The sequence below is a fragment of the Hyphomonas oceanitis genome (genome assembly GCF_036964545.1).
GTDB lineage: Bacteria > Pseudomonadota > Alphaproteobacteria > Caulobacterales > Hyphomonadaceae > Hyphomonas > Hyphomonas oceanitis.
Map to the genome: position 1 here is coordinate 42,016 of NZ_JBALTL010000006.1, position 26,028 is coordinate 68,043.

General features: G+C 58.6%; 24 protein-coding genes and 1 tRNA gene. 6 read left to right on the forward strand and 19 right to left on the reverse strand.

Features of this window, described 5'->3' with window-relative positions; genetic code table 11:
• Positions 1–15: 15 nt before the first annotated feature.
• The 3 genes from rpmF to V7651_RS15755 form a co-directional block, all read right to left on the reverse strand.
• On the reverse strand, positions 16–201 hold the full coding sequence (rpmF, locus tag V7651_RS15745) for a 50S ribosomal protein L32 (protein ID WP_034742997.1): 186 nt from the start codon (positions 199–201) through the stop codon (positions 16–18).
• Between the two features lie 122 nt (positions 202–323).
• Positions 324–1,568 carry a dipeptidase gene (locus V7651_RS15750; RefSeq protein WP_335613713.1) on the reverse strand — a complete coding sequence of 415 codons (1,245 nt, stop codon included), beginning with the start codon at positions 1,566–1,568 and terminating at the stop codon, positions 324–326.
• Positions 1,569–1,820: 252 nt separating this feature from the next.
• Complete coding sequence (locus V7651_RS15755) at positions 1,821–2,918, reverse strand: CaiB/BaiF CoA transferase family protein (protein ID WP_418887258.1); 1,098 nt, start codon at positions 2,916–2,918, stop codon at positions 1,821–1,823.
• Between the two features lie 116 nt (positions 2,919–3,034).
• On the opposite strand from V7651_RS15755, the gene V7651_RS15760 reads away from it, so the two are divergent.
• A complete protein-coding gene (locus V7651_RS15760) occupies positions 3,035–4,294 on the forward strand; it encodes a diguanylate cyclase domain-containing protein (protein ID WP_335613715.1) in 1,260 nt (419 codons plus the stop codon).
• On the opposite strand, the gene mfd is transcribed toward V7651_RS15760, so the two are convergent.
• Both mfd and V7651_RS15770 read right to left on the reverse strand, forming a co-directional pair.
• A complete protein-coding gene (gene mfd / locus V7651_RS15765) occupies positions 4,291–7,755 on the reverse strand; it encodes a transcription-repair coupling factor (protein ID WP_335613716.1) in 3,465 nt (1,154 codons plus the stop codon). The genes V7651_RS15760 and mfd overlap by 4 nt on opposite strands.
• A gap of 47 nt (positions 7,756–7,802) precedes the next feature.
• A complete protein-coding gene (locus V7651_RS15770; RefSeq protein WP_034743032.1) occupies positions 7,803–8,063 on the reverse strand; it encodes an FAD assembly factor SdhE in 261 nt (86 codons plus the stop codon).
• Positions 8,064–8,162: 99 nt separating this feature from the next.
• On the opposite strand from V7651_RS15770, the gene recG reads away from it, so the two are divergent.
• A complete protein-coding gene (gene recG / locus V7651_RS15775) occupies positions 8,163–10,235 on the forward strand; it encodes an ATP-dependent DNA helicase RecG (protein ID WP_335613717.1) in 2,073 nt (690 codons plus the stop codon).
• Between the two features lie 14 nt (positions 10,236–10,249).
• On the opposite strand, the gene V7651_RS15780 is transcribed toward recG, so the two are convergent.
• On the reverse strand, positions 10,250–10,966 hold the full coding sequence (locus tag V7651_RS15780) for a DUF502 domain-containing protein (protein ID WP_051624835.1): 717 nt from the start codon (positions 10,964–10,966) through the stop codon (positions 10,250–10,252).
• 58 nt (positions 10,967–11,024) lie between these two features.
• Here V7651_RS15780 and V7651_RS15785 point away from each other — a divergent pair, with 58 nt between their 5' ends.
• The 3 genes from V7651_RS15785 to V7651_RS15795 are packed head-to-tail and all read left to right on the forward strand — an operon-like array spanning position 11,025 to position 13,296.
• Positions 11,025–12,050 carry a phosphotransferase family protein gene (locus V7651_RS15785; RefSeq protein ID WP_241767005.1) on the forward strand — a complete coding sequence of 342 codons (1,026 nt, stop codon included), beginning with the start codon at positions 11,025–11,027 and terminating at the stop codon, positions 12,048–12,050.
• A gap of 1 nt (position 12,051) precedes the next feature.
• Entirely contained in the window at positions 12,052–12,426 is a 375-nt protein-coding gene (locus V7651_RS15790; protein ID WP_035539092.1) for a DUF6285 domain-containing protein, read from the forward strand.
• Positions 12,427–12,462: 36 nt separating this feature from the next.
• The gene (locus tag V7651_RS15795; RefSeq protein WP_035539090.1) at positions 12,463–13,296 is read left to right on the forward strand and encodes a hypothetical protein; all 834 of its coding nucleotides are present in this window, start codon (positions 12,463–12,465) and stop codon (positions 13,294–13,296) included.
• Position 13,297: 1 nt separating this feature from the next.
• Here the strand turns inward: V7651_RS15795 and maiA are convergent, their stop codons facing one another.
• From maiA to V7651_RS15850, 11 genes are all read right to left on the reverse strand, one after another.
• Positions 13,298–13,939: a maleylacetoacetate isomerase gene (maiA, locus tag V7651_RS15800; protein ID WP_335613718.1), complete on the reverse strand. Its 642-nt coding sequence runs from the start codon at positions 13,937–13,939 to the stop codon at positions 13,298–13,300.
• A gap of 17 nt (positions 13,940–13,956) precedes the next feature.
• Complete coding sequence (locus V7651_RS15805; protein ID WP_335613719.1) at positions 13,957–15,276, reverse strand: N-succinylarginine dihydrolase; 1,320 nt, start codon at positions 15,274–15,276, stop codon at positions 13,957–13,959.
• The gene (gene astD / locus V7651_RS15810; RefSeq protein WP_335613720.1) at positions 15,273–16,727 is read right to left on the reverse strand and encodes a succinylglutamate-semialdehyde dehydrogenase; all 1,455 of its coding nucleotides are present in this window, start codon (positions 16,725–16,727) and stop codon (positions 15,273–15,275) included. Before astD ends, V7651_RS15805 begins: the two co-directional genes overlap by 4 nt.
• A complete protein-coding gene (locus tag V7651_RS15815) occupies positions 16,727–17,767 on the reverse strand; it encodes an arginine N-succinyltransferase (RefSeq protein ID WP_335613721.1) in 1,041 nt (346 codons plus the stop codon). Before V7651_RS15815 ends, astD begins: the two co-directional genes overlap by 1 nt.
• A 1-nt stretch (position 17,768) precedes the next feature.
• Positions 17,769–19,028 (reverse strand): hydrolase, encoded by a 1,260-nt coding sequence (locus tag V7651_RS15820; RefSeq protein WP_335613722.1) that lies wholly within the window; start codon positions 19,026–19,028, stop codon positions 17,769–17,771.
• 114 nt (positions 19,029–19,142) lie between these two features.
• The gene (locus V7651_RS15825) at positions 19,143–20,312 is read right to left on the reverse strand and encodes an OmpA family protein (protein WP_035539078.1); all 1,170 of its coding nucleotides are present in this window, start codon (positions 20,310–20,312) and stop codon (positions 19,143–19,145) included.
• A 234-nt stretch (positions 20,313–20,546) separates the two neighbouring features.
• Positions 20,547–20,623: transfer RNA gene (locus tag V7651_RS15830), tRNA-His, on the reverse strand.
• A 70-nt stretch (positions 20,624–20,693) separates the two neighbouring features.
• Complete coding sequence (nusG, locus tag V7651_RS15835; protein ID WP_035539166.1) at positions 20,694–21,236, reverse strand: transcription termination/antitermination protein NusG; 543 nt, start codon at positions 21,234–21,236, stop codon at positions 20,694–20,696.
• 43 nt (positions 21,237–21,279) lie between these two features.
• Positions 21,280–21,489 (reverse strand): preprotein translocase subunit SecE, encoded by a 210-nt coding sequence (gene secE, locus V7651_RS15840; protein ID WP_035539076.1) that lies wholly within the window; start codon positions 21,487–21,489, stop codon positions 21,280–21,282.
• A 154-nt stretch (positions 21,490–21,643) separates the two neighbouring features.
• Positions 21,644–22,525: an SMP-30/gluconolactonase/LRE family protein gene (locus tag V7651_RS15845; RefSeq protein WP_335613723.1), complete on the reverse strand. Its 882-nt coding sequence runs from the start codon at positions 22,523–22,525 to the stop codon at positions 21,644–21,646.
• Positions 22,526–22,565: 40 nt separating this feature from the next.
• Positions 22,566–23,426, reverse strand: coding sequence for a 2-dehydro-3-deoxygalactonokinase (locus tag V7651_RS15850; protein WP_335613724.1), 861 nt, complete (start codon positions 23,424–23,426; stop codon positions 22,566–22,568).
• 191 nt (positions 23,427–23,617) lie between these two features.
• On the opposite strand from V7651_RS15850, the gene mazG reads away from it, so the two are divergent.
• Complete coding sequence (gene mazG, locus V7651_RS15855) at positions 23,618–24,448, forward strand: nucleoside triphosphate pyrophosphohydrolase (protein WP_051624833.1); 831 nt, start codon at positions 23,618–23,620, stop codon at positions 24,446–24,448.
• Here mazG and hflX read toward each other — a convergent pair.
• Positions 24,445–25,764, reverse strand: coding sequence for a GTPase HflX (gene hflX, locus V7651_RS15860; RefSeq protein ID WP_335613725.1), 1,320 nt, complete (start codon positions 25,762–25,764; stop codon positions 24,445–24,447). The two genes, mazG and hflX, sit on opposite strands and share 4 nt — an antisense overlap.
• A 6-nt stretch (positions 25,765–25,770) precedes the next feature.
• The gene (gene hfq, locus V7651_RS15865; protein ID WP_034743071.1) at positions 25,771–26,019 is read right to left on the reverse strand and encodes an RNA chaperone Hfq; all 249 of its coding nucleotides are present in this window, start codon (positions 26,017–26,019) and stop codon (positions 25,771–25,773) included.
• Between the last annotated feature and the right edge of the window lie 9 nt (positions 26,020–26,028).

Genomic DNA, 26,028 nt, shown 5'->3' on the forward strand with positions numbered 1-26,028 from the left:
AAATGCGCAACCTGACTAGATGTCGTCCTTCGGCTCAAGAACCTGACGGCCGCGATAAACGCCGGTTTTCAGGTCGATATGGTGCGGACGGCGAAGCTCGCCCGACTGGGCGTCCTCGATATACGTGTTCATATCAAGCCGATCATGCGAACGGCGCATGCCGCGGCGGGACTTGGAGATCTTGCTCTTTGGAACTGCCATGACAGGTATCCGGTTTGTTGCGCATTTTCAGCGATTGAATTGGAACGGGCCTCATACAGACGCCCAACAGGCTTTGCAAGGTCTGAAGATCACCAAACCCGCGAATTCTGCATTCCCCTTCCCTATTCGGGTTTAGGCGCCGCAGCGTCTTCCACCTGCTTCATCAGTTTCAGCATGTTGCCACTCCAGATTTTCTGGATGTCTTCCTCAGAATAGCCTTCGGCCAACAGGGCTTCTGTCACTCTAGGCAGGAATGAAACGTCTTCCATTCCAACAACACCGCCACCGCCATCCCAGTCAGCGCCCATGCCGACATGATCCGGGCCGACGACCTCAAGCGCATGATTCATATGTTCGAGGAATTTTTCGAAAGTCGAGCGTGGCGCCGGGAATTGGGCGTCAATTTCTTCCATTTTGGCGATATAGCGGTCCCGGGTCTCCGCGTCAGCGGTCGCAGGAGAAATGCCCTCGAATTCCTTCTGCATCTCGTCGAGTGCGGCCTGGCGTTCCGGCGTTGGGGTCAGCTGTTCCAGATACCCGCCATAGGCGTTGATCTGGATAACGCCGCCATCATCAGCGACCTTCCGCATCAGGTAATCGTCAATGTTGCGCGGATGGTCGTAAACAGCCTTCACGCCTGTATGGGACAGCATGATCGGTGTCGTCGACAGTTCGATGATGTCATCAACCGTCGAATCAGATGCGTGCGAGCCGTCGACCATCATGCCGAGTCGGTTGGCTTCCTTGATCAGTTCCACGCCGAGCGGGCTCAGGCCGCCATAGTCATTGGCACCGAGATCCGTTGCGCTGTCGGCGAACTGGTTGTCGCGGAAGTGGACCGGCCCAATCATGCGAACGCCGCGATTGTAGAATTCCTCTACCATGCCGATGTCTGTGCCGAGCGGATAGCTGTTCTCGATCGACATATAGACGACCTTCTTGCCGGTTGCGGCGATTCGGGCGGCATCTTCAGACGTATAGGCAAGCTCGAATGATTCGGGATGAGCCGCGACCATGTCATGGATTTCCTGGTTGCGGGTTAGGGCAGCCTGTTTCGCGGCCTCATAGGAGGCTGGGTCCATCGGGCCCTGCGGTGTGAAGGTCACCCAGAAGCCACCGTCGAGGCCACCGCGGTTCATCTTCGGCAAGTCGACTTGGACACTGCCCAGAACGCTCGGATTATCGGCCATGATATCAAAATCGGCCTTTGAGAAGTTGGCAGGTGTGTCGAGGTGCGTATCGAGCACTAGCATCTCGTCATGGATCTCTGCTGCCGTCTTCGGCGCCGCAACGGTTTCCGGTTCGGCCGGCGCAGGAGCCTTCTGCTGGGAACAGGCCACCAGAGCCAGAGCCAGTACGCTCGTCATCGCAATTTTCAATTTTCAGCCCTCATACTCGTTAGAATGAGCGGGACCATATCGCTAAACTGCAACAGCGCAAGAAAATGGCCGCCCCGAAGGACGGCCAAGGTAAAGCAAGAAGGACGTCGGGCTTTGTTCGGGCAAATAGCCTAAAAACGCGGCACCGACAGTCATGATTATAGTCTTGGCAACCTGAACGGAGCGGTGACCCGCTGTTATGTTCCGTTCACCTGAGAGGCGAGCAGTACCGCCTTCGACTCAGCGGCTGACCTGCCAATCGCGCAGGATTTCCTCGGTATGCTCGCCGAGCCCTGCGGGCCGCCGTTGGATTTCTGCGGGCGTGCCAGAGAAGCGCGGCGCTGGCGCTGGCTGCATCACCCCCTCGACTTCGACGAATGTCTTGCGCTCGGCATTGTGGGGATGGTTCGGGGCTTCAGCCATGGAAAGGACCGGCGCAAAGCAGATATCGGTGCCCTCCATGATGGCGCACCATTCATCGCGCGTCTTCGTTTTGAACAGCGCGGTTAACTTGGCCTTCAGGTCGCCCCACTTGGAGCGGTCCATCTGGGATTTGAATTCGGGATCGGTGATTTCCGCCTTCTCCAGCAGAAGCGCATAGAATTGCGGCTCGATGGAGCCGATCGAGACCCATTGGCCATCGCTGCATTCATATGTGTCGTAGAAGTGGGCACCGCCATCGAGCAGGTTCGATTCGCGGTCATCGGTCCAGACGCCCATGGCTTTCATACCAAAGAACATGGTCGCGAGAGAGGCCGCGCCATCCGTCATGGCCACATCAATCACCTGACCCTTGCCTCCATTCTTGACGTTCACGATGCCGGCGAGGAGCCCCATCGCCAGGTAGAGGGCTCCGCCGCCATAATCACCGACAAGATTCAGGGGCGGGCTCGGACGCTCGCCCTTCCGGCCCATCGCGTAAAGGGCGCCTGTAAGGGAGATGTAATTGAGATCGTGCCCGGCCGCTTGCGAGAGCGAGCCATATTGCCCCCACCCCGTCATGCGACCATAGACGAGCTTGGGATTACGACCGAGTACGACATCCGGACCAAGACCGTTGCGTTCCATGACACCGGGACGGAATCCCTCTATCAGCCCGTCCGCTTTTTCCATCAGCTTCAGGGCGGTCTCGACATCAGCGGGATCCTTGAGATTCAAGCTGATGGAGCGTCGGCCCCGGCTCATGACATCTGCCGCGCGTCCCGGCTTGCCATCGCCGGGACGGTCTATCCGGATAACGTCTGCGCCCATATCGGACAGCAACATGCCGCAGAACGGCCCGGGGCCGATCCCTGCAAACTCCACAATCCTGACACCGTCCAGTGGCCCACTTGCCATCATTCTCTCCCGTTCAATTAAGGCCCTTTGGGCCTGATTAGCGGAACATTAAGTGTCGAACGCGCAAAAGAAAGGGGTGTCCTAGCGTCCGCCCTTCGAAGCGTTTTGAGTGTTTCATGTCTGATACGTCCTATCTGGACCCACCTATCGAAATCGCTGCGACCAGTCCTCGCCTCGAAATGATCCTTGCGCGCATGCGATCAAGCGGAATGAGGCCCTATCCTGCCAGCCAACCGCTCGATTTCAATTCAACCGGCCCTCTCCTCGTCGATATCGCAAGTGTGACGCGGATGACGCTGGAACATTGCGCCCGGGCGTGTGCTGCAGGTCTGTCCCGTCCGATGGCGATTCTCGATGTGGCAGACACTGGCCTCAATCTTTCAGACGTCATCACGCTGCGGCGTGACCGCGACCTTACAATGCTCAAGGGGCGGCTTGCTGCGCTGTCGCGGCGCGAATCCCGCAATATGGAAGTGTGCATCCGCGCAGAAACGGCCCGCGAATTCGGGTTGGCGCCGCCCGTCACCGCCGGTGACGCGCGTCCCGAACTTATCTATGTCGGCGAAGGTTCACCCATATTCCTGTCTCTGCAGGGCGCCCTAAAGGCGCGCGGACTGTCGCTGACGGCCGCGATTTCCCGAAGCACGGTCCGGGACTACCTGTCGAGCCGAAGGTTCGCCGCAGCGTTGTTCGACCTTACTTCCGAAGAAGCGCTTGAGACGGCTTACATCGAAGGCCCACCATCCGGCGACATGCTGAACAATGTTCCGATCTTCGCCCTCGTAAACGGTGAGAGCCAGACATCCGAGGCCATGAAATCAATTCAAGCCCACGCAGACGAAATCATTGAGTGCCAGGATCAGGCCTCCCTCGTCGCAAATCGTATAGACGTGCTGGCGCGCCGCTATAATGCGATTCGGCCCATCACGCCCTCGACGGCACTTGCCCCGGCGGCCCGAGACCTGGCGACAGGGCTCTTTTCCCGCCGGTTTCTTGAATCACATCTTGAGCGGCAAATAGAAGTGGCAGAGCAGCGAGCCGAGCCCCTAAGCTTGGTCATGCTGAAACTGACCGGTGAGCGCCGCAGTGAAAGAAGGGTGCTGAAAACCCTGGCTGATTGTCTACAACCGCTGCTGCGGGAAACAGACTGCGCGGCCGCTCTTTCGGCAGGTATCCTTGGCATCTCCTTGCCAACGACACCTTATCGCGGCGGAGCCCGGCTTGCGACGCGGATAGCAACTCATGTCGCAGACCTGGACACGCTGTCTGACGTTGTTCTGAACTGGCGTGTCGTCGAAAAGCGCGCCTATCATTCCGCAAAAACGTTCCTTGATTCTGGCCTGCAGGGACCGTTCATGCGTCTCGAAGCCGCCTAGGCCGATACGCGGCCCACAACGGCCTCCAGTTCCTTCAGGAATGCTTTAACGGCCACAAGACGTCGCTCGGGCTCTCCGCCCAGGCCGGAGTGGACCAGTTTTGAATCCGCCGGACGCAACTTCAGAACATTAGGGCGTGTCCGGACGAGTTCCATAAGGCGTGCGGGGTCCATGATCGTATCAGGGCGGAAAGCGAATACCGCGCCTTTAACACCTGAATCCAGCTTGGAGATACCCAGTGCCTTGCACTGAACCTTGATCGCAGTGACTTCCAGCAGCTGCCGCGTCGGCTCCGGCAACGGTCCGAAACGGTCAATCAGTTCAGCAGCGAAGGACTCGCGTTCCTCGGCCGTGCTGATGTCTGCTAGACGCCGGTAAAGCGAGAGACGGATCGTGAGATCCTCGACATAGTCTTCGGGGATCAGCACCGCGACGCCAAGATTGATCTGTGGCGACCAGTCATCCACGACTTCGTCTTCGCCCCGCGCACCGGCCTGAAGCGCCTTGACGGCATCTTCGAGCATGGACTGGTAGAGTTCCACACCCACTTCCCGGACCTGGCCAGACTGCTGGTCGCCCAGCAGGTTACCCGACCCGCGCATGTCGAGATCGTGGCTGGCAAGCTGGAAGCCGGCGCCGAGACTGTCCAGCGACTGGAGAATCCTCAAACGCTTCTCGGCCATCTCAGTCACAACCCGGTCACGCGGCGTGGTGAAATAGGCATAGGCGCGTAGTTTGGAGCGTCCGACGCGGCCACGCAGCTGGTAAAGCTGGGCCAGACCGAACATGTCGGCGCGGTGGATGATAAGCGTGTTGGCGCGAGGTATATCCAGGCCGCTTTCGACAATCGTGGTCGACAGAAGAACATCATACTTGCCCTCATAAAAGGCGTTCATGATGTCTTCGAGTTCGCCCGCCGCCATCTGGCCGTGCGCCACAACGAAGGATACTTCGGGAACCTGCGTCGACAGGAACTGCTCCAGCTTGTCCAGGTCCTGGATACGTGGTGCGACGAAGAAGGCCTGGCCACCGCGATACTTTTCGCGCAGCAGTGCTTCGCGCAAAGTAACCGTGTCCTCTTCTGTGATGTAGGTCCGAACCGATAAACGATCCACGGGCGGCGTGGCGATAATGGAGAGATCGCGGATACCCGTGAGTGCCATCTGCAGTGTGCGGGGAATTGGCGTTGCAGAGAGCGTTAGCACATGCACATCGGCCTTCAGCTCTTTCAGGCGTTCCTTGTGCTTCACGCCGAAGCGCTGCTCCTCATCGACGATCAGGAGGCCAAGGCGTTTGAAGTCCATGCCCTTTGCGAGCAGCGCGTGCGTTCCCACAACGACGTCCACGCCGCCGTCTGTGAGGCCGTCGCGCGTTTCCACAGATTCCCGTTGACCCACCAGCCGTGAGAGATGGCGAACCTTGAGGGGCCAGCCAGCAAAGCGTTCGGAGAATGTCTTGAAGTGCTGACGCGCGAGCAAAGTTGTTGGCGCAATGACCGCAACCTGCTTTCCGCTCATCGCCGCCATGAAAGCGGCGCGAAGAGCGACCTCGGTTTTGCCAAAGCCCACATCGCCGCAGATAAGACGATCCATTGGGCGACCGGAGGCCAGATCCCCAAGCACATCTTCGATCGCGTTTAGCTGGTCATCCGTTTCCTCATATGGGAAGCGCGCCGCGAATTCTTCGTACATGCCCTGCCCTGCCGACAGCGCTTCTGCGCGTTTCAGGGCTCGTTCGGCAGCGACAGCCATGAGTTCAGCCGCCATCTCAAGGATGCGTTTCTTGGCCTTGGCCTTGCGCGTCTGCCAGCCCGCTCCACCGAGGCGGTCCAGCTGGCTCTCAGACTCTTCAGAGCCATAGCGGCTGATCAGGTCGATATTTTCGACCGGCAGGAAGATCATGTCGCCGCCGGCATACTCGAGCTGGAGGCAGTCGTGGGGAGCGCCTGTCAGCTCCAACGTTTTCAGGCCGACATAGCGTCCAACACCATGATCGACGTGCACGACAAGATCATCAGGCGATAGCGCGGTTGCATCAGTGATGAAACTGGCAGATTTGCGCCGACGGCGTGGGGCTGCGAGGCGGTCACCGAGTATGTCGGCCTCGGAGATGACTGCAATCTCGGGGGAAACAAAACCGGACTCGAGCGGTATTTCGACAACGGTAAAGTCTGTCTTGCAGGCCGCTTCGAGCGAATGAACCTGCGCAAGATCCGGCAATCCGTGGTCCGCCATGACATTGATGAGGCGATCAGTCGAGCCAGCAGACCATGCGGCGAAGGCAACTGGCTTACCCGACGCATGGAGCGCACGGGCATGCGCTATAGCAGCTTCGAAGATGTTCTGGTCGGACCGCAGCCGTTCGGGCGCAAAGTCCCGACCAATGCGGGCACCCATGTCATAGGCCCCGCCTGACGCTTCAGCCGGGCTGAATTTCACGACAGCATGCGTTGCAAGCAGTTGATCTACTTCGTCTGGTTCCAAATAGAGGGTCGAGGGTGCGAGCACACGCGCTGAGTGAGCATCGCCGCCCGCAGCATCGAGCCGGGCGTTATAATAATCGAGTGCTTGAGAGAGGCGCTCAAAAGCCGATTCAGGCGCGAGGTGTCCGAGCCCTACGAGGGCGTTCCCGCCAACATAATCGAACAAGGTTTCCAGATGGTCGTGAAAGAGCGGAAGCCAAGCCTCAACACCTTGGCGGCGGATGGAAGCGCGAGCCGACTCGTACATCTGATCACCCGATGGCGGTCCAAACGTGGCCAGATAGCGCTCCCGAAAACCACTCAGGATCTTATCATCGAACAGGACTTCGCTGACAGGCGCGAAGGCGACTGAACGCGCGTCCCCTGTCGAGCGCTGGGTTTCGGTGTCGAATGTGCGCAGAGTCTCCAGCGTATCGCCGAAGAAGTCGAGCCTGTAGGGTTCTCCAGCCGTCGGCGGAAAGATATCAATAATGCCGCCACGGATCGCGAATTCGCCCTGCTCGCGCACTGTACTCGCGCGAACGTACCCATTCACGGCGAGATAGTCTGTAAGGTCTTTCTGAGCGACAGACTGTCCGATTGAAACGGAGAACGATGCGCGGCGAAGCGTGGCAACGGGAGGCGCGCGCTGGACGAGCGATGTCGCCGTTGTGACCACCAAGAGGGCCCCTTGCGAGTTGTCATGCCGGGCGACCCGGGCCAAGCCTGCGCATCGGCGTGCCGCGACACTAGGGGATGGACTGATCCGGTCATAGGGCAGTGTGTCCCAACCGGGTATGTCGATACTATCGAGGCGCGGCGTGATAAATTGTGCAAGGCGCCGAGCCGTGTTGGCGCTCTTGTCGTCGCGCGTGACGTAGAGTCCGATACCGCCCCTTGCGACCAAGGCATTACAGAATGCAATCAGGTCCGCACCGAAGGGTGCGCCGGCAAAGCTGGCGGGGCCGCTCAAGGACTTGAGAAGGTCGGCGGGTGTCATCCTGATCTTTTGCAGAGAATTTGGTTGAGGCGCAGGGACTGACTCGTTCAGCCTGCCTGCGGGGCGTAGCGGAAAGCGATCAGCTGGTCCAGCACTGGGCCCTTGTGATTGTCAGGGACTTCTTGCTGACCAATCAGCCATGCGTAAACTTCCCAATCCGGGACATCCAGCAGGCGCGCGAATTCGTCCAGTTCAGCCTCATTGAAATCCGGAAGGAATTTATCCGCGAACGAGCCCATATAGAGGTCCATTTCGCGGAAACCGCGCCGCCAGGCCCGGAACGTGAGTTTTCGGCGTCTTGTTTCCATGAATAGCTCCAGACCAGTCTGCTTCGGAGGATATAGGCTGTGGGAGGGACAGGTAAACCACGCATTGTGTGCGCGGGCGGGCACGCCTAGAGTTTTGAGATGCGAGACGAGCGACTTTTTCCCATGTTTGCAGGGCTGGAAACACTTTCCGGTGTTGGCCCGAAGCTCAAGCCGCTGTTCGAAAGGCTGGTGGGGGGCGATACGCTTTGGGACCTATTGTTGCATTTGCCCGAGCGCTGGGTCGACCGGCGCGTCCGCGAAGGTTTTGATCAGGTCGTCTTTGGCGAGGTCGCGACCGTAAGCGGCGAAGTCCATGCCTATCAGGTGCCCTATTCTGACAAGGCCCCCCACAGAATCCAGCTATTCGACGGAACAGGATTCCTGACGTTGGCATTCTTCCGCGCCGATGGGCGTTGGCTTCAGGGACAATTCCCGATCGGCGCCACGCGCATCGTCTCCGGCCGTGTCGACGATTTCAATGGCGAACGCCAGATGACCCATCCCGACTACATTGTAGACCCCAAGAAGGGCGATCCGCCGCCGGAGGTCGAACCGATCTACGGACTAACTGCGGGTCTGACCAACAAGCGCGTGCATACGCTCGCTGTTCAGGCACTGGAAAGCGTACCGGATGACCTGCCTGAATGGGGCGACCTTCATCTCGTGGCTCAAAGAGGATGGCCGAGCTTTCGCAGCGCTCTGAGCGGGCTGCATGCCCCTGTGCGATACGACGAAGCCGCATTTGAATCAGCCCGGACAAGGCTGGCCTATGATGAAGCCATCGCGCGTGAATCGGCCTTTGCGCTGGCGCGTGCCAGCCGCAAGCGTCGCAAGGCGCCGCCAATACCCAAAGCCCCAGTCGAACAATCACGGCTGGCGCGCTCCCTGCCCTATCAGCAAACCGGCGCACAGGTGCGCGCCGTGGCTGAAATCAGCGAGGATATGTCAGGCCAGTCCCCCATGCGGCGCATGCTTCAAGGTGATGTGGGCGCGGGCAAGACGCTCGTAGGAGCGATGGCGGCCGTACAGGCGGTATCCGGGGGCTTCCAGTCCGCCTTTATGGCGCCAACCGAAGTGCTCGCCCGACAGCAATATGAGACGCTTACAAATCTTCTGGCGCCGCTCGGTTATTCCGTGGCTTCGCTCACCGGGCGCGACAAAGGGGCGGCCCGTGAGGGGACGCTGATGGGCATCGCTGATGGCTCAATCCAGATTGTTGCCGGTACGCATGCCCTCTTTCAGGAATCTGTGTCTTTTCGGAATCTGGGGCTGATTATCGTCGATGAGCAGCACAGGTTCGGCGTGCAGGATCGCATGCGGCTCGTCGGCAAGGGTGTCTCCCCGCACATGCTGGTGATGAGCGCCACCCCGATCCCTCGTACCATGGCCCAAGCCGTCCATGGCGACCTCGACGTAACGATCCTTGATGAAAAGCCGGCAGGTCGCAAACCCGTTGAGACGCGCGCAATACCCGACACGCGAATTGATGAAGTCATCGACGCGGTGGGACGCGCCATTCGCCGCGGCGAACGCGCCTTCTGGGTCTGCCCAAAGGTGGATGTCGATGACGATGATTCCACAGCCGTAGGGCGCCATGCTGCATTGATAGACCAGCTGGGCGTGCCGGTCGGCCTGGTTCACGGACGCTTGAAGCCGACCGAAAAGGATGCCGCGCTGGAAGACTTCCGCACGGGGCGCACAAAGATCCTGGTTGCGACCACAGTGATCGAGGTCGGCGTCGATGTGCCGGAGGCCACGATCATGGTTATAGAACGCGCCGAAGGCTTTGGTCTCGCCCAGCTACACCAGCTTCGCGGCCGGGTTGGGCGCGGCGACAAACCGTCCTTCTGCCTGCTCCTCTATCGCCCTCCACTTGGGGAGACAGCGCGCGAACGACTGGAGACTCTGCGTCGCACAGAAGACGGTTTCGAAATCGCAGAAGCCGACTTCAAACTGCGTGGCCCTGGCGACATGCTCGGACTGCGTCAGGCCGGCGCCACCGACTATCGCGTGATTGAGCTGTCACGCCACGCTGATCTGCTCGCGATTGCAAAGAAAGATGCAACGGCTGTCATTGAGGCTGATCCGGATCTCGCCGGGCCACGCGGGCAAGCCCTGCGGCTGGTCCGGGAGCTTCTGACACCCAAGATCGAAACGGGTAGCGGTAGCTAGGACGCGCGTAGACCTTAAGGCAGGATTTTCTTTGGCGCTTTCGGATCGGGTTTGGGCGCAGGCGGAAATTCGGGAACAACGAGGCCGGCTGAAAGGATCATCTTCGCCCCCTCTTCGACCGTCATTTTCAACCTGATAACTTCCTTTGAATCGACGTACATAAGGAAGCCCGAGGTCGGGTTCGGTGTCGTCGGTACGAATACACCCAGATACTCCCCGCCAAGCGTCGCCCCGATCTCGCCCTTGGCTGGGGACGACACGAAACCGAGGCACCATGTTCCTGTCTTGGGATATTCAATCAGGACAACTTCGCTGAACTGGTCAGTATTGTCTTTCGCGAAGACTTCAACCAGCTGCTTGAACGCCGAATAGAGCGAACGGACGATCGGCACCTGGCTGAGAATGCGGTCACCCACACTAATAACCGACCGCCCGATCAGGTTTGTGGCGATGCCCCCGAGAATGGTCAGGAAAACGACCAGAACGATCAGACCAAAGCCCGGAACGGCGTATTTGAGATAGGTCTCAGGGTTAAGCGCAGCCGGTATCAGCGGCACGACGCGCTTGTCGATCTCGCCGATGAGGAATTGGAGGATGAGGAACGTCACCGCGATCGGCGCGGCGATCACCATGCCCGCAAAAAAGCGCCCCCTGAGCCATGCAAAGAGACTTTGCGTCGGGGCCTTGTCAGGTGGCGGCAGGCCACCCTCGGGGTCTTTCCTTCGAGCCATGAGGCATCTCCGATAGGCAATTCTCAAGGTTACTCTGGGTCAGACCTTGGCGATTCACTTGTTCCGCGTAATTGTGGCCAAGATGGGAAGTAATGAACAGATTGAAAGAGCTTTGGAAAGCTGGGCGCGCCGGGATTTCGGCGATGCGGCCCGTATAGCTGACTTGAAGCGCTTGTCCGGAGGCGCAAGTCAGGAGACTTGGGCCTTTGAAGTGGTCGTGGCCGGAAAGACCAGCCGCCTGATTTTGCGTAGAGCGCCCGGTGGGGAAGCCGTGGCGCGGTCGTCTGAGGCTATTACCTTGCGTATGGAATCCATGCTGCTGGCGTGCGCAGACGCCGCCGGTGTGCCCGTGCCGGGCGTCCTCGGTGTTTTCGAGCCCGGAAGCGATCTGGGCGAATCATTCATCATGCGCCGAATCGATGGTGAAACCATTGGGCGGAAGATTTTACGCGATGCCGTTTATGAGACGGCCCGTACCCAACTCTCCGAGCAATGTGGTGCAGCGCTTGCGGCTATCCATGCAATCGACATGGAGAAGCTGCCAGACCTGCCGCGTAGCGATGGCATGGACCAAATCCGCAAATATGAGACGATCTATCGAAACTTCGACCTGCCCCGGCCGGTCTTTGAACTGGCGTTCGCCTGGCTCAAGGAACACCAGCCTGCGCCCCAGCCGGCCGTGCTTGTCCATGGCGATTTCCGGCTGGGCAACCTGATCGTTGATGCGCAAGGTCTGGCGTCCGTCCTGGATTGGGAACTCGCTCATATAGGGGACCCTCGCGAGGACATTGCTTGGATTTGCGTGAATTCCTGGCGGTTCGGCCAGATCGAAAACCGTGTGGGCGGTTTCGGCCAGCTGGATGCTCTACTTGAAGCATATGCCGCCGCTGGCGGCACCCGGTTCGAGCCGCGAGACATCGACTGGTGGGAAATGCTGGGCAGCCTCAAATGGGGCATCATGTGCATGATCATGTACGAAGCCTACCGCTCCGGTGGTGACCCAAGCGTGGAGCGCGCCGCTATCGGGCGGCGGGTTTCGGAAACTGAAATTGACCTCCTGAATCTTCTCGAAAGGGCTGTTTGATATGCATGATGCGCCCTCCCCCACCGAACTGGTCGCCGCTGTAAAGTCCTTCATTGATGATGCGGCTGCCCCTCAATTGACAGGTCACGCTGCCTTTCATGCGAGAGTGGCCTCCAATGTGCTCGCAACGCTCTTGAGAGAGCTTGAGCAAAGGCCGGCTGCTGAAGCGTCTGAAGCCGAACGTCTTCGCAACCTGCTGGATGCCCCGGAGAATGCTGATCTCGCTGCGATGAACAGGGACCTCTGCGCCCGCATACGGGATGGTCAATTTGATGCTGCGACGCCAGGCTTGTTCAAGCATCTAAAAACAACCACAATCTCCCAGTTGGCTATAGATCAACCAAACTATTCCGGACTCAAGGCGGCGCTTTCCTAACCCCGCTAACAGTCTCGCGACAGGCAGGGAACCAACATGAAACGCACGCTTCTTATCGTCGGAATCATTGTTGCACTTGGTGTCGGACTGGGGCCGTGGGCTTACAGAACCTTCCGCGATCAAGGTGAGCTGATCGCCTTGCCCGCCTTTGACTACAGGACCAATGACAGCTGGGCTGCGCTTCCGGCGCAAATGCCTCCTGCCGTTTGGGCCGAGGGTTGGGGCGTGGACGTTATCTTGGTCGGTCCGGATGACAGCCTCGCGCCTCGGTCACAAGCCCAGATTGCCTCACAAACCGATCGTGCTGTCGAGCAATCCAAGCGGCTCGCCGAGTCGCTATCGGTTATTGGACCGGTCTATGCGCCGCTTTATCGCAACGCCAACGCTGCAACTGACCTCTCCGCCGCCTTAAAGACTTATCTTGACGATCATAATCGGGGCCGCGCCTTCGTCATTGCAACCGACCATCCACTGCCCCCGGAAATGCTCGCTCCCATCCGTGCCGACGAAAGCCTGAGAGAGAGATTTGGGGGTTTCCTTCGCCTGACACGCGCTCGGGGCGATGCCGCGTTATTCTCGTCCGTCGCCGGTGTGGAAAATTCAGCGAGCGACATCCTGGCCTATTGCCCGCCCCAATATACCGAATCTGCGACGTGCCAGCCAGTTGTCGAAATCGGACGCCAGGATGGGATGATGATCGTGTCCCAGGATACCCCTATCGCTAGCGATAATCTCACGGGGTACAAGGAATGGCTCGAGGCCAACGTCGCCAAGACAGCGGAACCTCTCGGTGCGCTGGAAGAAGTCGAGATCATCGACATTCGCCGGCCCGGGGAGACTGACCCTATGCCTGAAGCAGGCGATGACTAGGCTAGGCTTTCTGCTGCGCTTCTGGCGCGGCGCGCGCAAAGGCATCGATCAACCGGCACGCAGCATCGACCTCCTGCAGCCGCGGAAAATTAGACAGGTCCATATCGAAACGGCGAGCATTGGAAACCTGTGGCACAAGGCAAATTTCCGCGATCGTAGGCGTATCGCCGAAGAGTAGTGTGCCCGGTGGCCGGTCCTGAGCGACACGCTCCAGCGCCGCGAAGCCGCGTCGGATCCAGTCATGGTACCAACGCGTCACAGCCGCATCATCAGCGCCGAAATCCTTCCGCAACGCGGCCAGAACCGACAGGTTGTTAAGGGGGTGAATATCGCAGGCAATCGTATCGGCAAAAGCGCGAGCCTGTAGCCGCGTCCACGGATTCTCCGGCAACAGGGCGGGCCCGGGCAAGGTCTCGTCAAGCCATTCTATGATGGCCATCGACTGGCCCGATATGCGGCCGTCCTGCTCGATTGAAGGAACGCGCATCTGCGGATTTAAATGTTGATATGTTTCTGCAAATTGCTCATCTTTTCCAGGCGCAATGTTCACCGGAATGCTGTCATAGGGTGCGTTCTTGAGGTTCAAAGCAATGCGTACGCGGTAGGCCGCCGACGAGCGCCAGTAGTCGTACAGTTTCAGCATGCATTTACTCCAACGTTTCAGGCAAGCGACTCAAGGTCGAGAACAGCAAGCAACTGTTCCCGCGCGGCACGGCACTCATCGGCAAAGGATGGATCGGCCAGGTCCGCGGGTGCAAGCCGATCACGATAAGTGGCGCGGATCACGTCCTGAAGCTCATCAATGGCTTCGTCATCAAGCAGAACGCCCTGATGGCAGGAATCGATCTCCGGCTCGGTCATCACAACACGCAGGCGGAGACAGGCGGGGCCGCCCCCATTACGCATCGACTGCCGCACGTCCACAAACTCGACGTGTCCGATGGGGCCGTTACCCGCGACCATGCCCTCGCAAAACGCGCGGGTGGACTCCATCTCTTGAGCCTCAACAGGCGCCACCAGCACGAGCCGGTCCTGGCCAGGCATCTGCAAGAGCTGTGAGTTGAACAGGTAAGACTTGATCGCATCGGCAATCGGCACATCGGCATTCGAAACCATGACAGGCTTTAGTTCGAACAGTCCGTCAGCTGCGCGGCGAATGGCATCAAGCGTGCCGCGCGTGTCTTCGAACGCCAGCTCATGGAAGAAGAGCGTATCCAGGGCACCGACACACACAACATCATTGTGGAAAGCACCCGCATTGATCGCAGCGGCTGACTGGCGCGCCATGACAACTCTGGCACCATCCAGACCGTGCGACCGTGCAATGGCCTCGCTGGCGAGCAAGCTTTGACGTGCTGGAAAGCCAACTGTGCTCTCCCCTGCCTCACGGCCGTATACGAACAGCTCAACCCCCATGGCGCCGTGCTCTGCACACAGCCGCACATGATTCGCGGCGCCCTCGTCGGCAAAATCACTATGCATCGGCAGCGCCGAATGAATCGAGAAACGGTCCTCATTGTCGAACAGCGTGATCAGCGTTGCCGTCGTATCGGGATGCTCGATACTCCTGTGAAGCATCGTGGACAGGTTGGCCGACGTCAGGTGGAGACGACCATCAGCTGTGTCGGCAGACGGAGACACCGTTGCCGCATTCGCCGTCCACATATTGCTCGCCGAATAGGCAGCCTTGAGCAGGTGCGGCGCAACTCTCGCCGCCGACTCGATGATCTGCGCATCCGTGCCATGAAATCCGGCGGACACGAGAAAGTCGAAGTTAGGGCGCGGCAAAGGTGGCAACACGCCCTGTATCAGTCCGTGCTGCAGCAAGGTCCGCATCTTCTCCAGCCCTTGCAGCGCCGCTTCACGTGGGTTGGACACCGCGCCAGCATGCGTGGCACTCGCAAGATTGCCGTCGGACAGACCACCATAATTGTGCGAAGGCCCGATCAGCCCGTCAAAATTGACCTCATACGCGCTCATTGCGGAAAGCCTTGCGCGCCAAGGCGCTCAGCTTTGTCCGACACCTGGCTTGCCTGCGGCCAGGCGCAGTAGTCAGCCGCATAATAGGCACCCGGGCGGAAGTTGCCCGAGAGCCCCGGGCCACCAAAGGGCATGGCGCCACTTGCGCCCGCTGTTGGCCGGTTGCGGTTGAGGATACCGGCCCGCATCTCGCGGTGCGCCTGAACCCAAAGCGCATCATCATCGCACACGAGACCACCGGACAAGCCGTAGCGCGTCGCATTGGCCCGCTTGATTGCCTCGTCGAATGTCTTCACCCGGACCACCTGCATCAGCGGACCAAACAATTCTTCGTCGGGAATGTGATGGGCCTCTGTAATATCCATGACGCCCGCCGTGACAAACCCGCCACCACGATCCATGCGTTTCAAACGTCGCAGCGGTTTGCCGCCAGCCTTTGACAGCATCATCTGGAAATCAGTTGCTGCATGGGCAGCGTGTTCAGAAACAAGCGGCCCCATGAAGACGCCCTCTTCATCCCATGCACCGATTTTCAGCCCCTTGGCGCGAGCAACGATTGCATCGACCACGGCATCACCGAACTTCCCCTCTGGGAGGATAATGCGCCGTGCACATGAACAGCGCTGCCCCGTCGTCAGGAAAGCCGATTGCGCAGCGATATCCGCCGCAGCTTCGACATCCGCAGGGTCCCAGATAATGAGCGGATTGTTGCCGCCCATCTCAAGCGCAAGAATGACTTCTGGTCGGCCCGCAAAATGTTTGTGAAAGAATACGCCTGTCTTGGCAGAGCCGGTGAGTAAGAGCCCGTCAATTTCGGCATTGAGTAGCGCGCCGCCCGTCTCGCGTGTGCCGTGAACGATATTGAGACACCCCTCGGGCAATCCTGCGGCCTCGAAAGCTTCTGCCATCAATGCTGCCACGCCGGGCGCAAGTTCTGATGGCTTGAAGACGCAAGTGTTACCTGCAAGCAGTGCGGGAACAATATGTCCGTTAGGAAGGTGCCCGGGGAAATTGAATGGGCCAAACACGGCCATCACGCCATGTGCCCGATGGGTCAGGTGTGATGAGCCGAAGGGCGCCGTCTCGAATTTGGAGCCCGCACGTTCATTCTGCGCAGCAATCGAAACGGCAACCTTTGCTTTCATGGTCGCGGCTTCGGCCCGCGTCTCCCACAGAACCTTGCCCATATCTCGGCTGATCGCTTCGGCAATCGCGTCGGTACGCTTCGCGATTTCTTCTGCATAGCGCTCCAACACGAGCGTGCGGTCGCTCTGAGGCAGCCTTGACCAGTGCCCGAAGGCCTTTCGCGCTGAGGCGATCGCAGCTGCAACATCTTCCGGGCCGGCTGCATTGCCCTCCCAAACTATTTCTGCGCTTGCCGGGCAGGCATTCGTAAAGCGTGGTCCGCTGCCTTCAGACCATTTTCCGTCGATATAGACACCCAGTGCCATTACTTGCTCCGTAGCCAGATCCGCGCCTTGGCGTCGGAATCTAATTGAAGGGCTTCAATAATTGCGGGTGATATGATCGCCACATCGTCTTCCTCGACAACCACATCTGCCAGTGAAACCCGGAAATTGGGTAGCGCATCGCTCGACACAAGTCCTTGCAGTGCATCCGAACGCCCGGAAACGTTCCCTGCACGCAACGTGACAACACGGCTTTCCTGAATTGTTCGGATATGGCGCTTTTGCGCCGCTACGAGCGGGCCACCATCAAAAATATCCACAGTTCTGTCGAACTGGAATCCTTCCCATTGCAGAAGCTTGTAGGCACCCACGCCATCGGAATGACAGCGCCCGATAACCTCACGCGCCTCAGGCGGCAGAAGGTCAACATAGATGGGGTATTTCGGCATCAGGTCGAGAATGAACTGATTGTCAGTGGTCGCGGACAGACGATCGGCCTCTGTAAAGTCCATCCGGAAGAAATGGCGCCCCAAGCATTCCCAGAAGGGTGACTTGCCCGTCTCGTCGACAACACCGCGCAGCTCAGCCAGAACGTGTTCACTGAAACGATCTGGAGCGGCCGCCATCAGAAGGTACCGGGATTGTGCCGCCAGCCGCCCTGCCCCACCGCCGCGATGATCGGCCTGCAAAAACAACGTGCCTACTTCCGTATACCCCACATATTCATTCGTCAGGATAAGCGCATCCATGTCGAAGCGCATATCGCCAGCCGCATGGCTGGCTTGTGCGAGGGTAATGACACGGTAATTGAAGAAAGGCTGATCAATACCCGTGCCGGCTTTAACAGCAGAGCAACCGACGACTTCGCCGGTTCGTGTGTCTTCCATCATCAACAGGTATTTGCCGTATTCAATTCTTTTCTGCCGGCTATGGAAAGCCCGTTCCGATTTTTCGAGACGCTCATACAGGATCGCCTCATCGACAGGAAGGCTCGTAAAGCCAGGGCCTGACTGCCGCGCAAGGTCCATGAGCGCGCCAAGATCGTCCAACCTCGAAGGTCGCATGACATAGGTTGCAGGCATGTCAGCGCTCCATCAATGCCTTGATACCCGGGCCATCCATACGGCCATCAGCGAGCCGATTCAGTATGAGGGCGGAAAGCGTTGCCCGCTCCGCAAAGCTGTCAATCACGACGAATTCCTCATTCGAATGGATGCGCCCGCCCCGTACGCCGAGTGTATCGACATTCGGAACGCCAGCCGCGAAGATATTGTTGCCTTCACACACGCCGCCTGTGTCCACGAACTCCAGATCCAGCCCGATGGCCTGTCCGGTTGCGCGCACGGCGTCGAATATGGCTTGCTGGGCATTATTGCGTGGCTTTGGAGGGCGATAGAACCCTCCGTGCAGATGTCCTGAAATACCTGCGCGTCCAGTGGCGCGCGCAAACAGGCGTTCAACTTGCTCAGTCGTCCAACCTGCTGCCTCGGCATCGGGAGCACGCGCGCCGAAACGGACCACCGCGAGATCAGGCACGATATTCACTGCGCTGCCGCCCTCGATGGCGCCGACATTGACGGTTACGCCTTCATGCTTTCCGTTGAGGCCTTCAAGGCCAACCACGAGTTCCGCTGCAGCTTCGATGGCGCTGCGCCCCTCTTCTTTCGCCCGCCCGGCATGAGCGGCCTTGCCATGCAGCACAATGTCAAAAACCGCAGACCCTTTGCGACCGCCTGACATCGCACCCGTCTCCATGGCGGGTTCATAGGTCATACCTATATGGGCGCCGGACCGCGCTGCTTCAGTCAGCGCTCCGGAACTGGCGTGATTTCCAATCTCCTCATCGGGTGTAATGACGATCTGATAGCCTAGGCGATCAATAAGAGGGCCGGCTTCAAACGCCTTTAGCGCCTCCAGCATCACGCAGAGACCGCCCTTCATATCAGCCAACCCAGGGCCATTGAGCATCCCGTTGCCAATGTCCTTCACGCCCTCAAACGTACCCTTTGGAAATACGGTATCGTAGTGACCGGTCATCACGACCTGAATGGGCGCCGAAGGTCGGGCCGATACGCGCACAATAGGCCCGGTATAGATTGTCTCGGACTTTCCCGATGAATCAATCGTTTCAAAGCCGGGAGCTTCCTGAAGGCGTACATCGCCCTTTAATTCTGAGAATGCATTGGCGAGATCGCCTGAAAAAGCCTTCAGCCCATCCGTGTTCCAGCTGCCTGTATTTACGTCGGACCATGCGCAGGTCCGGGCCTGCATCGCAGCCGTGGCGGCCTGCAGGCGCTCGCGAGCCGCCTCGTCTTCGCGTGTCATATGGGAGAGTTCGGTCATGTGAGCTTGGTTTCATATGTTACGTTACGGGGCAAGTCTGCCGCGCGCTGGCGGCGCAAACAAAAACGGCCCGGCTGGTGAGCCGGGCCGTCTTATACTGTAGATCAGTCGATCTTATTGAACGCTGATAACGACTTCCGAACGACGGTTCAGAGGCTCGCGAACACCATCGCGTGTCGCTTTGGCAAGATCGTTCTCGCCTTTCGCTTCTTCGCTGATGATCGAAGCAGCCACGCCACGGGACACGAGGGCCGAAGCCACGATGTCTGCACGACGCTGCGAGAGCTTCTCGTTGTACGCGCTGGCACCCGACGTATCGGTGTGGCCAGCAATCGTCACTGCGCTTGGAGCACAACCGTCGCCAGCTGTGATGTTAGCGACAGCTTGGTCGATAACTGCAGCAGCCTGGCTCGTCAGGTCAGCTTTGTCCCACTCGAAGTAAACAACGAAGTTCTGGTTGAGACCGGAACACACGACTTCCGGAGCAACCGTTTCCGTTGTTGGCGGAGGCGGTGGTGGCGGCGGAGGCGGTGGTGGCGGAGGCGGTGGTGGTGGCGGTGGTGGCGGAGGCGGTGGTGGCGGTGGTGTTGCACCGAACGCGTAACGCAGACCAACCGTAGCAACATGCTTGGTCAGGTCGCCATCATAAGCAATGCCGCCGTGATTGCCGTCAAGGTCAAGCTTCTCAGCTGAGAAGTACTTGTAGCCGACATCCATGGTGAGCTTTTCGCTCAGCTTGTAGCCAAAGCCGAGAAGGCCCTGGTAAGCAAAAGCCGTATCCGAACCGGAGAAGCCATTGGCAGCGGAGAGATCCGTGCCGACAGCATTAACCAGGTTGCTGCCTTTAACTTTCGCGCGGATAGCACCGACACCAACACCGATGTACGGCTGGAAAGCGCCTGTACGGTTGAAATCATAGATTCCGTTGAACATCAGGTCAGTCGACTGCAGGTAGCCGCTTGGAAGCGACACTGTGCCTGGAGCAACACCGTTGAAGTTCGTTGGAACGCCAAGGTCGCCGCTGCTATAGCCGAGAACGCCTTCAAGACGCACGCCATTGGCCAGACCGTAGCCGAGGCCGAGGTCGCCGCCCCAAGCTTCTTCGATGTCCGAACGGCTGCCCATTGAGCCATTGACATCACTGACGACTGGATCGTGGTCCAGCGTGCCGTCAAAGGCGTACGTCGCATCAGCGCGGCCGTACCAGCCCTCTTCAGCTTGAGCGACCATACCGGCAGACGCAAATGCGGCCGCGGCTGTCGCGCACATAAGAGTTTTCTTCATACTTGATCCCCTTCTTGTGCCGATGGACGGGATTGTCCTCGACCGCAGGTTCATACGCGCTTGTCTGCGCATGGTTCCTGATAAACTTTTTTCCCGGATGCGGCGAGTGCTTTCAAACACTCAAATACCTAATTTCTAGGTATTTTTTGGTAACGCGACCCATTTGCAACAGATCGCAACGGTATGGCAAAATGATGGCCAAATTGTCATAAATCACCCACCCCACTTGGGAAATGGTACCGCCTCTCCGGTTTGAACGGAGGACCTCTGGTTCCACAAACCAGCGCTCTAACCAACTGAGCTAAGGCGGCCTATTTCGTGGAGATACAGCCCAATCCCTGACGATTCAAGCGCAGGAAGGGGAGAAACTGCGTCTCCGAATCAGATCTTTGCGACCTGGTCGAATTCCAGATCGACCGGCGTACCGCGGCCAAAAATGGAAACGGTGACTTTCAAACGGCCATTGGCCTCGTCGATTTCTTCGACAGCGCCCTCGAAACCCTGGAATGGTCCGTCATTAACCTGAACCTGTTCGCCAATCTCGAAGGAAACCTTGGGACGCGGACGCTCCTCGGCCGAATCAGTCGACGTGCCGAGAATACGATCAACTTCGCGCTGGCGCACTGGCAGGGGCTTCTTGCCGCCATCCGATCCGAGAAACCCGGAAACCTTGGGTGTGTCCTTCACCAGGTGATAGACATCATCTGACATCTGCGCCTTCATCAGCACATAACCGGGAAAATAGCGGCGCTCGACGGTCTTCTTCTTACCACGGGCAACTTCGACAACTTCCTCAGTCGGGACCTGGATGTCTTCGATGAGCTCCAGAAGCCCCTTACGCTCAGCCTGCTCCAGAATAGAGGCTGCGACCTTCTTTTCGAAGTTCGAATAAGCGTGGACGATATACCATTTGGCTTCAGCCATGGGGCCTACGCGCTCCTTGAATACGTGTTGTTCGGCATGCATTTCACAGGCCGGTAATCATTTTGACGATCAAGTTGATCGCCCAGTCGGCGGCGAACAGGAACAGCGCGATCAGAATAGACATGATAACCACGAAAATCGTTGCCTGAATCGTTTCAGCACGAGTGGTCCATGTCACCTTGTTTCCCTCTGCGCGCACTTGGCGGAAGAAGGTTACAGGTCCAACGCGTTTTTTCTTGTCCTTGTCGGCCATTTCGACACTTTCTTGAAAGGCGGGGGGTTAGCGGTTTTGATCCGCCGCGTCCACGGTTAAAGTGCATACGCTCACTTGTGAAGGCATGTGAGGCCGAAAAGTGCAATTCGCAAGTCCCTTTTGCGCCCCGAATCCGGCCTCGAGAATGCACGAATCACCCGCCAACGCCAAAACCCCGAGCTGGAAGCCCCGGTACATCAACATGGATCGCAAACAGGCTTCCTGAGAGAGGGCGCGAATCGAGGGCAGGAAAACTCATTCCCACCCGAGCTGTTGTAATAAATAAAGTTTTCAGGTCGGCGCCGCCAAACGTGCAGGATGTCGGCCTCGGCGCCGCAAGCGTGATGACCTGGTCCACGCTCCCGTCAGGCCGATACCGCACGACCCGCGAAGCATCCCAAAGGCATGTCCACAAACAGCCTTCAGAATCCATTGCCGAACCATCAGGATAGCCGCCAAATTCATACGTTGATGCGAAAAGCCGTCGCCCTGTCAGGCTCCCCGTTTCCGGGTCATGATCGAATGCCAGAATTTCCTGTTCGGCGCTGTCGCACGTATAGAATGTGCGCCCATCGGGGGAGAACTGCATCGTGTTCGTGACCATGACGGACGGCAGACGCAGCTGGGTGAGCTGTCGGTCAGGCCCCAAACGGAAATAGCCACCCTGCGCGTCTTTCTCCCGGTCATCCATCGTCCCGAACCAGAAAGACCCGTCAGGCGCGATGCCGCCATCATTCGTCCGATTGGTTTCCGGCTCATCGCTCAGGGTACACCAGCGCTCATAAGCTTCGGTCGCGGGATCGTATAAGCCAACTTCCTGATCGCCCGCCATCAGGAGGCAACCGTCATGCAAAGCGAGTGCACTGGCACGAATCGGCAAATCGTAGCGCCGCGTATTACCGGTCTTGGGGTTGTAGCGGTGCAACTTTGCCCGCTTGATGTCTACCCACCAGAGAAAGCCCTCTGTCGGGCTCCAGACCGGTCCCTCCCCCAAAGCGCACCCCGTTGGCGCAACACATTCCGGCGTTACGATCATGCATCCACCCGCATTGCACTCAGGAACGGCGATCCAAATGTCATGTGTCCAGCAATCCTGCTTCTTCAGCGATGTCGAACAGGCCGTCCTGCATCGCCCCTTCTGCTGAATACTCTTCCACGCTCGCGCCCAATGCATCAAGGGCCATGCCATAGGCTTTCGCCAACTCGCCATCAGCGACAAGGATCACATCGTCACCGGGATCATAATGTGCAGCCACATCCGCGCCTATAAGCAGGCCTGACAGGGCCGTTATCTGATGCTCAGGTCGCAAGACGCCAATCAACCGCGCAGCGCTCACCGCGAAAGGCGATGCCGCATCATCAGTATCAAGCGATCGCTCAACCCAGTCGCGGAAAATGCCCGCATCAAAACGCGGCTCAATCCCAGCAGGCACCCGAAGAGAGCCTTGCGACAAAAGAAGTTCCTGTATTTCGCCCGTCATCTCGGTCGAGAAATCCAGCACTCGCGCCTGCTCTAGGGCAACGTGCTTTGTATGCCTGCCCGGCAGGCATATTGCGCCGGACAACTGGCCGAGCCCTAAAAGCTGAACTTCCTGCCCCTGCAGGATATCAGGCGGCGACAATTGGCGAAGCCCCGGTACGACATGAATGCCATCAAGGTCTGTCAGCGCATCGTAGAGGTCGCTTAGAAGTGCTGGCACTTGCAACAGCTTGCCGGCACCTCCAGGCGTCTCACCACAAACGATGACCGGCGCCTTTTCGGATGAGCCCAGCCACTCCGTGATCAATGCGCGCGTCATGTCCTGCAAGACGCCGCCCTGATCTGCGGCGCCATCACGCGCAAAGGTCCCAATCACTTCGCCTTCGTCGTCGAATGACCAGGCTTCGAAGCGTCCGGCTCTCCATGATGCACCGATCAGGGAAACAGGCGCACTCATGAGGACACGTCCTGTTCGGTCCTGCAGGAGACAATGAGCATAGTGTGTGGGCCGCGAGTAACCGGATATGAAGATTGCATGCCGCTCAGGTCTCTTGCGTTGCAGTGAATGTCAATCTGTTCTGCTGAGGATCGACCTCGGACAATGGCCCCTGCCCTTTTCGGCATTGTGGCTGTGGGTTAGGACAAACCATGGCTGAAACCACTCAAAATGATTCCTCCGCGCGCGCCTTCGTCAAATTGATTGAGGTCATGGCGCGGCTGCGCGCCCCCGTATCCGGCTGCCCTTGGGATCTTGAACAGGACTTCTCCACGATAGCGCCCTACACGATCGAAGAAGCCTACGAAGTCGCCGATGCGATCCAGAGGGGCAATATGGCTGATCTGAAGGAAGAGTTGGGCGACCTCCTCTTCCAGGTCGTGTTCCATAGCCAGATGGCCTCCGAGGATGGGGCCTTCGATATCGCCGACGTCACGCAGGGGATCGCCGACAAGATGGTTCGTCGCCATCCGCATGTCTTCGGGTCGCCAGATGAACGCTCTGCCGAAGAGCAGACGCGGGCATGGGAAGTGATCAAAGCGGAAGAACGCGCTGCCAAGACACCAAGCGATGCGCCGCCAAGCGCGCTGGATGGCGTAGCCCTGTCTCTTCCCGCTCTTCTAAGGGCCGAAAAACTGCAGAAGCGGGCCGCTCGTGTCGGTTTTGACTGGACGGAAGCAGAGCCCATATTCGACAAGCTGGTCGAAGAGACAGCGGAAGTCCGCGAGGCTATTGCCGCGGGTGTTCAAGACGATATCGAAGATGAGATCGGCGACCTGCTCTTTGTCGGCGCAAACCTCGCCCGCCGCCTCGGCATAGACCCTGAGCAGGCCCTGCGCCGCGCGAATGCAAAGTTTGAGCGCCGCTTCCGAGCGATGGAATCTGCAGCTGCGGGTGATGGAGCGGATTTCGCGAGTCTCGATCTCGAAGCACAGGAAGCTTATTGGCAGCGAGTCAAACGGACTGAAAAAACTTCCGGCTAGGTCTCGAATTCAATGTCCGGAAATTCGGCCTGAAATTGTCCGACGCGCTCTACTGGTAGACGCACGCTGATAGCCAGCCTGCCATCTTTCAAGCTTGTCTCGGAATTCACTTCGCCATTCTGGTGCAGCCAGGCACGGGCCCGCCCCTGCTGAGGATCAAGCGTCACAGCGACGTCAACTGCGCCACGCAACAACGCATGCTCCATTTGATCCAGCAGCGCATCCATGCCCTCGCCGCGCAAAGCAGATACCAGAACGGCCGGAATGTCGCCGGCACTTTGGGCCGAATACGCAAGTACCTCGGCGCGCTCGGGAGGCAACAGGTCTGCCTTGTTCCAGGCCTCAATCATGGGCGGCAGCGGAAGCCCGGTCTCTTTCTCGAGCCGCTCAAGAACGACGCTCACGTCATGCGCCTGCTCCCTGTCAGAAGCACTCGACCGATCACGCACATGGACCAGCAGATCCGCCTGCATCGCCTCTTCCAGCGTTGCCTTGAAGCTATCGATCAGGTGGGTGGGCAGGTCAGTGATGAAACCCACCGTATCAATCAGGGCCGCTTCGCCCAATGTCGGTAAATCGATGCGGCGGATCGTCGGGTCAAGCGTGGCAAAGGGCATGTCCTTGGCGAACACTTTTGCGCCTGACAACCGATTGAAAAGCGTCGACTTGCCGGAGTTCGTATAGCCAACGAGCGCAATAACCGGCTTACCGCCGCGCTTGCGGCCAGCTCTCTGCACGGCCCGCGTGCGGCGCACATCTTCGAGGTCGCGACGCAGGCGCACGATCCTGTCGTCCAGCATGCGCCTATCGGCTTCCAGCTGGCTTTCGCCCGGGCCCGACAGGAACCCGCCACCGCCGCGCTGACGCTCAAGGTGGGTCCAGGTCCGAACCAGCCGGGATCGTTCGTAGAGTATTCGGGCAAGTTCGACCTGTAACCGGCCTTCTTTCGTACGTGCTCTCAGGCCAAAGATCTCGAGGATAAGCCCGGTTCTATCAATCACCTTGACGCCAAGGCGTGTTTCCAGATTCCGCTGCTGGACAGGAGTCAGCGCGCCATCGACAACCGCAACGGTGCAATTATGCGCCTCCAGATCCTCGGCAAAGCGATCCAGCAAACCACCGGAAAAAAGCACGGACGAGTTCACCGCCCGAACATGATCCCCCCGCAAAAAGGCGAGCTCGCAGCCAAGCGCTTCAATTAGGCCTGCCGTTTCCTGCAAGCGATCTTCGGACGGCCGATTGGCTGGCGTAAACCAAGGGATGACGGCGCCCGCAATTTCGGGCTCTGGCAAGCGATCGATAAGCTTGTCAGTCAAAGGGAACTATTGCCCCTCCAACTCTTCATCGAACAGCTGAACTGGCGCGCTGGGCGCAATGGTCGAAATCGCATGCTTGTAGACAAGCTGTGGCGGACGACCGTCGCCGCGGAGCAACACACAAAAGTTGTCAAACCAGGTCACGACGCCCTGAAGCTTAACACCATTCACCAAAAAAACCGTAAGCGGTGTACGAGATTTCCTTACGGCGTTCAGGAAAGTATCCTGCAAGTTTTGTTTTTTCTCGGAAGACATGGGAGATGG

Bases quoted from the DNA above. Each gene is read 5' to 3' on its own strand.
- rpmF (WP_034742997.1), bottom strand. From the start codon at position 201: ATGGCAGTTCCAAAGAGCAAGATCTCCAAGTCCCGCCGCGGCATGCGC.
- V7651_RS15750 (WP_335613713.1), bottom strand. From the start codon at position 1,568: ATGACGAGCGTACTGGCTCTGGCTCTGGTGGCCTGTTCCCAGCAGAAG.
- V7651_RS15755 (WP_418887258.1), bottom strand. From the start codon at position 2,918: ATGGCAAGTGGGCCACTGGACGGTGTCAGGATTGTGGAGTTTGCAGGG.
- V7651_RS15760 (WP_335613715.1), top strand. From the start codon at position 3,035: ATGTCTGATACGTCCTATCTGGACCCACCTATCGAAATCGCTGCGACC.
- mfd (WP_335613716.1), bottom strand. From the start codon at position 7,755: ATGACACCCGCCGACCTTCTCAAGTCCTTGAGCGGCCCCGCCAGCTTT.
- V7651_RS15770 (WP_034743032.1), bottom strand. From the start codon at position 8,063: ATGGAAACAAGACGCCGAAAACTCACGTTCCGGGCCTGGCGGCGCGGT.
- recG (WP_335613717.1), top strand. From the start codon at position 8,163: ATGCGAGACGAGCGACTTTTTCCCATGTTTGCAGGGCTGGAAACACTT.
- V7651_RS15780 (WP_051624835.1), bottom strand. From the start codon at position 10,966: ATGGCTCGAAGGAAAGACCCCGAGGGTGGCCTGCCGCCACCTGACAAG.
- V7651_RS15790 (WP_035539092.1), top strand. From the start codon at position 12,052: ATGCATGATGCGCCCTCCCCCACCGAACTGGTCGCCGCTGTAAAGTCC.
- V7651_RS15795 (WP_035539090.1), top strand. From the start codon at position 12,463: ATGAAACGCACGCTTCTTATCGTCGGAATCATTGTTGCACTTGGTGTC.
- maiA (WP_335613718.1), bottom strand. From the start codon at position 13,939: ATGCTGAAACTGTACGACTACTGGCGCTCGTCGGCGGCCTACCGCGTA.
- V7651_RS15805 (WP_335613719.1), bottom strand. From the start codon at position 15,276: ATGAGCGCGTATGAGGTCAATTTTGACGGGCTGATCGGGCCTTCGCAC.
- astD (WP_335613720.1), bottom strand. From the start codon at position 16,727: ATGGCACTGGGTGTCTATATCGACGGAAAATGGTCTGAAGGCAGCGGA.
- V7651_RS15815 (WP_335613721.1), bottom strand. From the start codon at position 17,767: ATGCCTGCAACCTATGTCATGCGACCTTCGAGGTTGGACGATCTTGGC.
- V7651_RS15820 (WP_335613722.1), bottom strand. From the start codon at position 19,028: ATGACCGAACTCTCCCATATGACACGCGAAGACGAGGCGGCTCGCGAG.
- V7651_RS15825 (WP_035539078.1), bottom strand. From the start codon at position 20,312: ATGAAGAAAACTCTTATGTGCGCGACAGCCGCGGCCGCATTTGCGTCT.
- nusG (WP_035539166.1), bottom strand. From the start codon at position 21,236: ATGGCTGAAGCCAAATGGTATATCGTCCACGCTTATTCGAACTTCGAA.
- secE (WP_035539076.1), bottom strand. From the start codon at position 21,489: ATGGCCGACAAGGACAAGAAAAAACGCGTTGGACCTGTAACCTTCTTC.
- V7651_RS15845 (WP_335613723.1), bottom strand. From the start codon at position 22,525: ATGATCGTAACGCCGGAATGTGTTGCGCCAACGGGGTGCGCTTTGGGG.
- V7651_RS15850 (WP_335613724.1), bottom strand. From the start codon at position 23,426: ATGAGTGCGCCTGTTTCCCTGATCGGTGCATCATGGAGAGCCGGACGC.
- mazG (WP_051624833.1), top strand. From the start codon at position 23,618: ATGGCTGAAACCACTCAAAATGATTCCTCCGCGCGCGCCTTCGTCAAA.
- hfq (WP_034743071.1), bottom strand. From the start codon at position 26,019: ATGTCTTCCGAGAAAAAACAAAACTTGCAGGATACTTTCCTGAACGCC.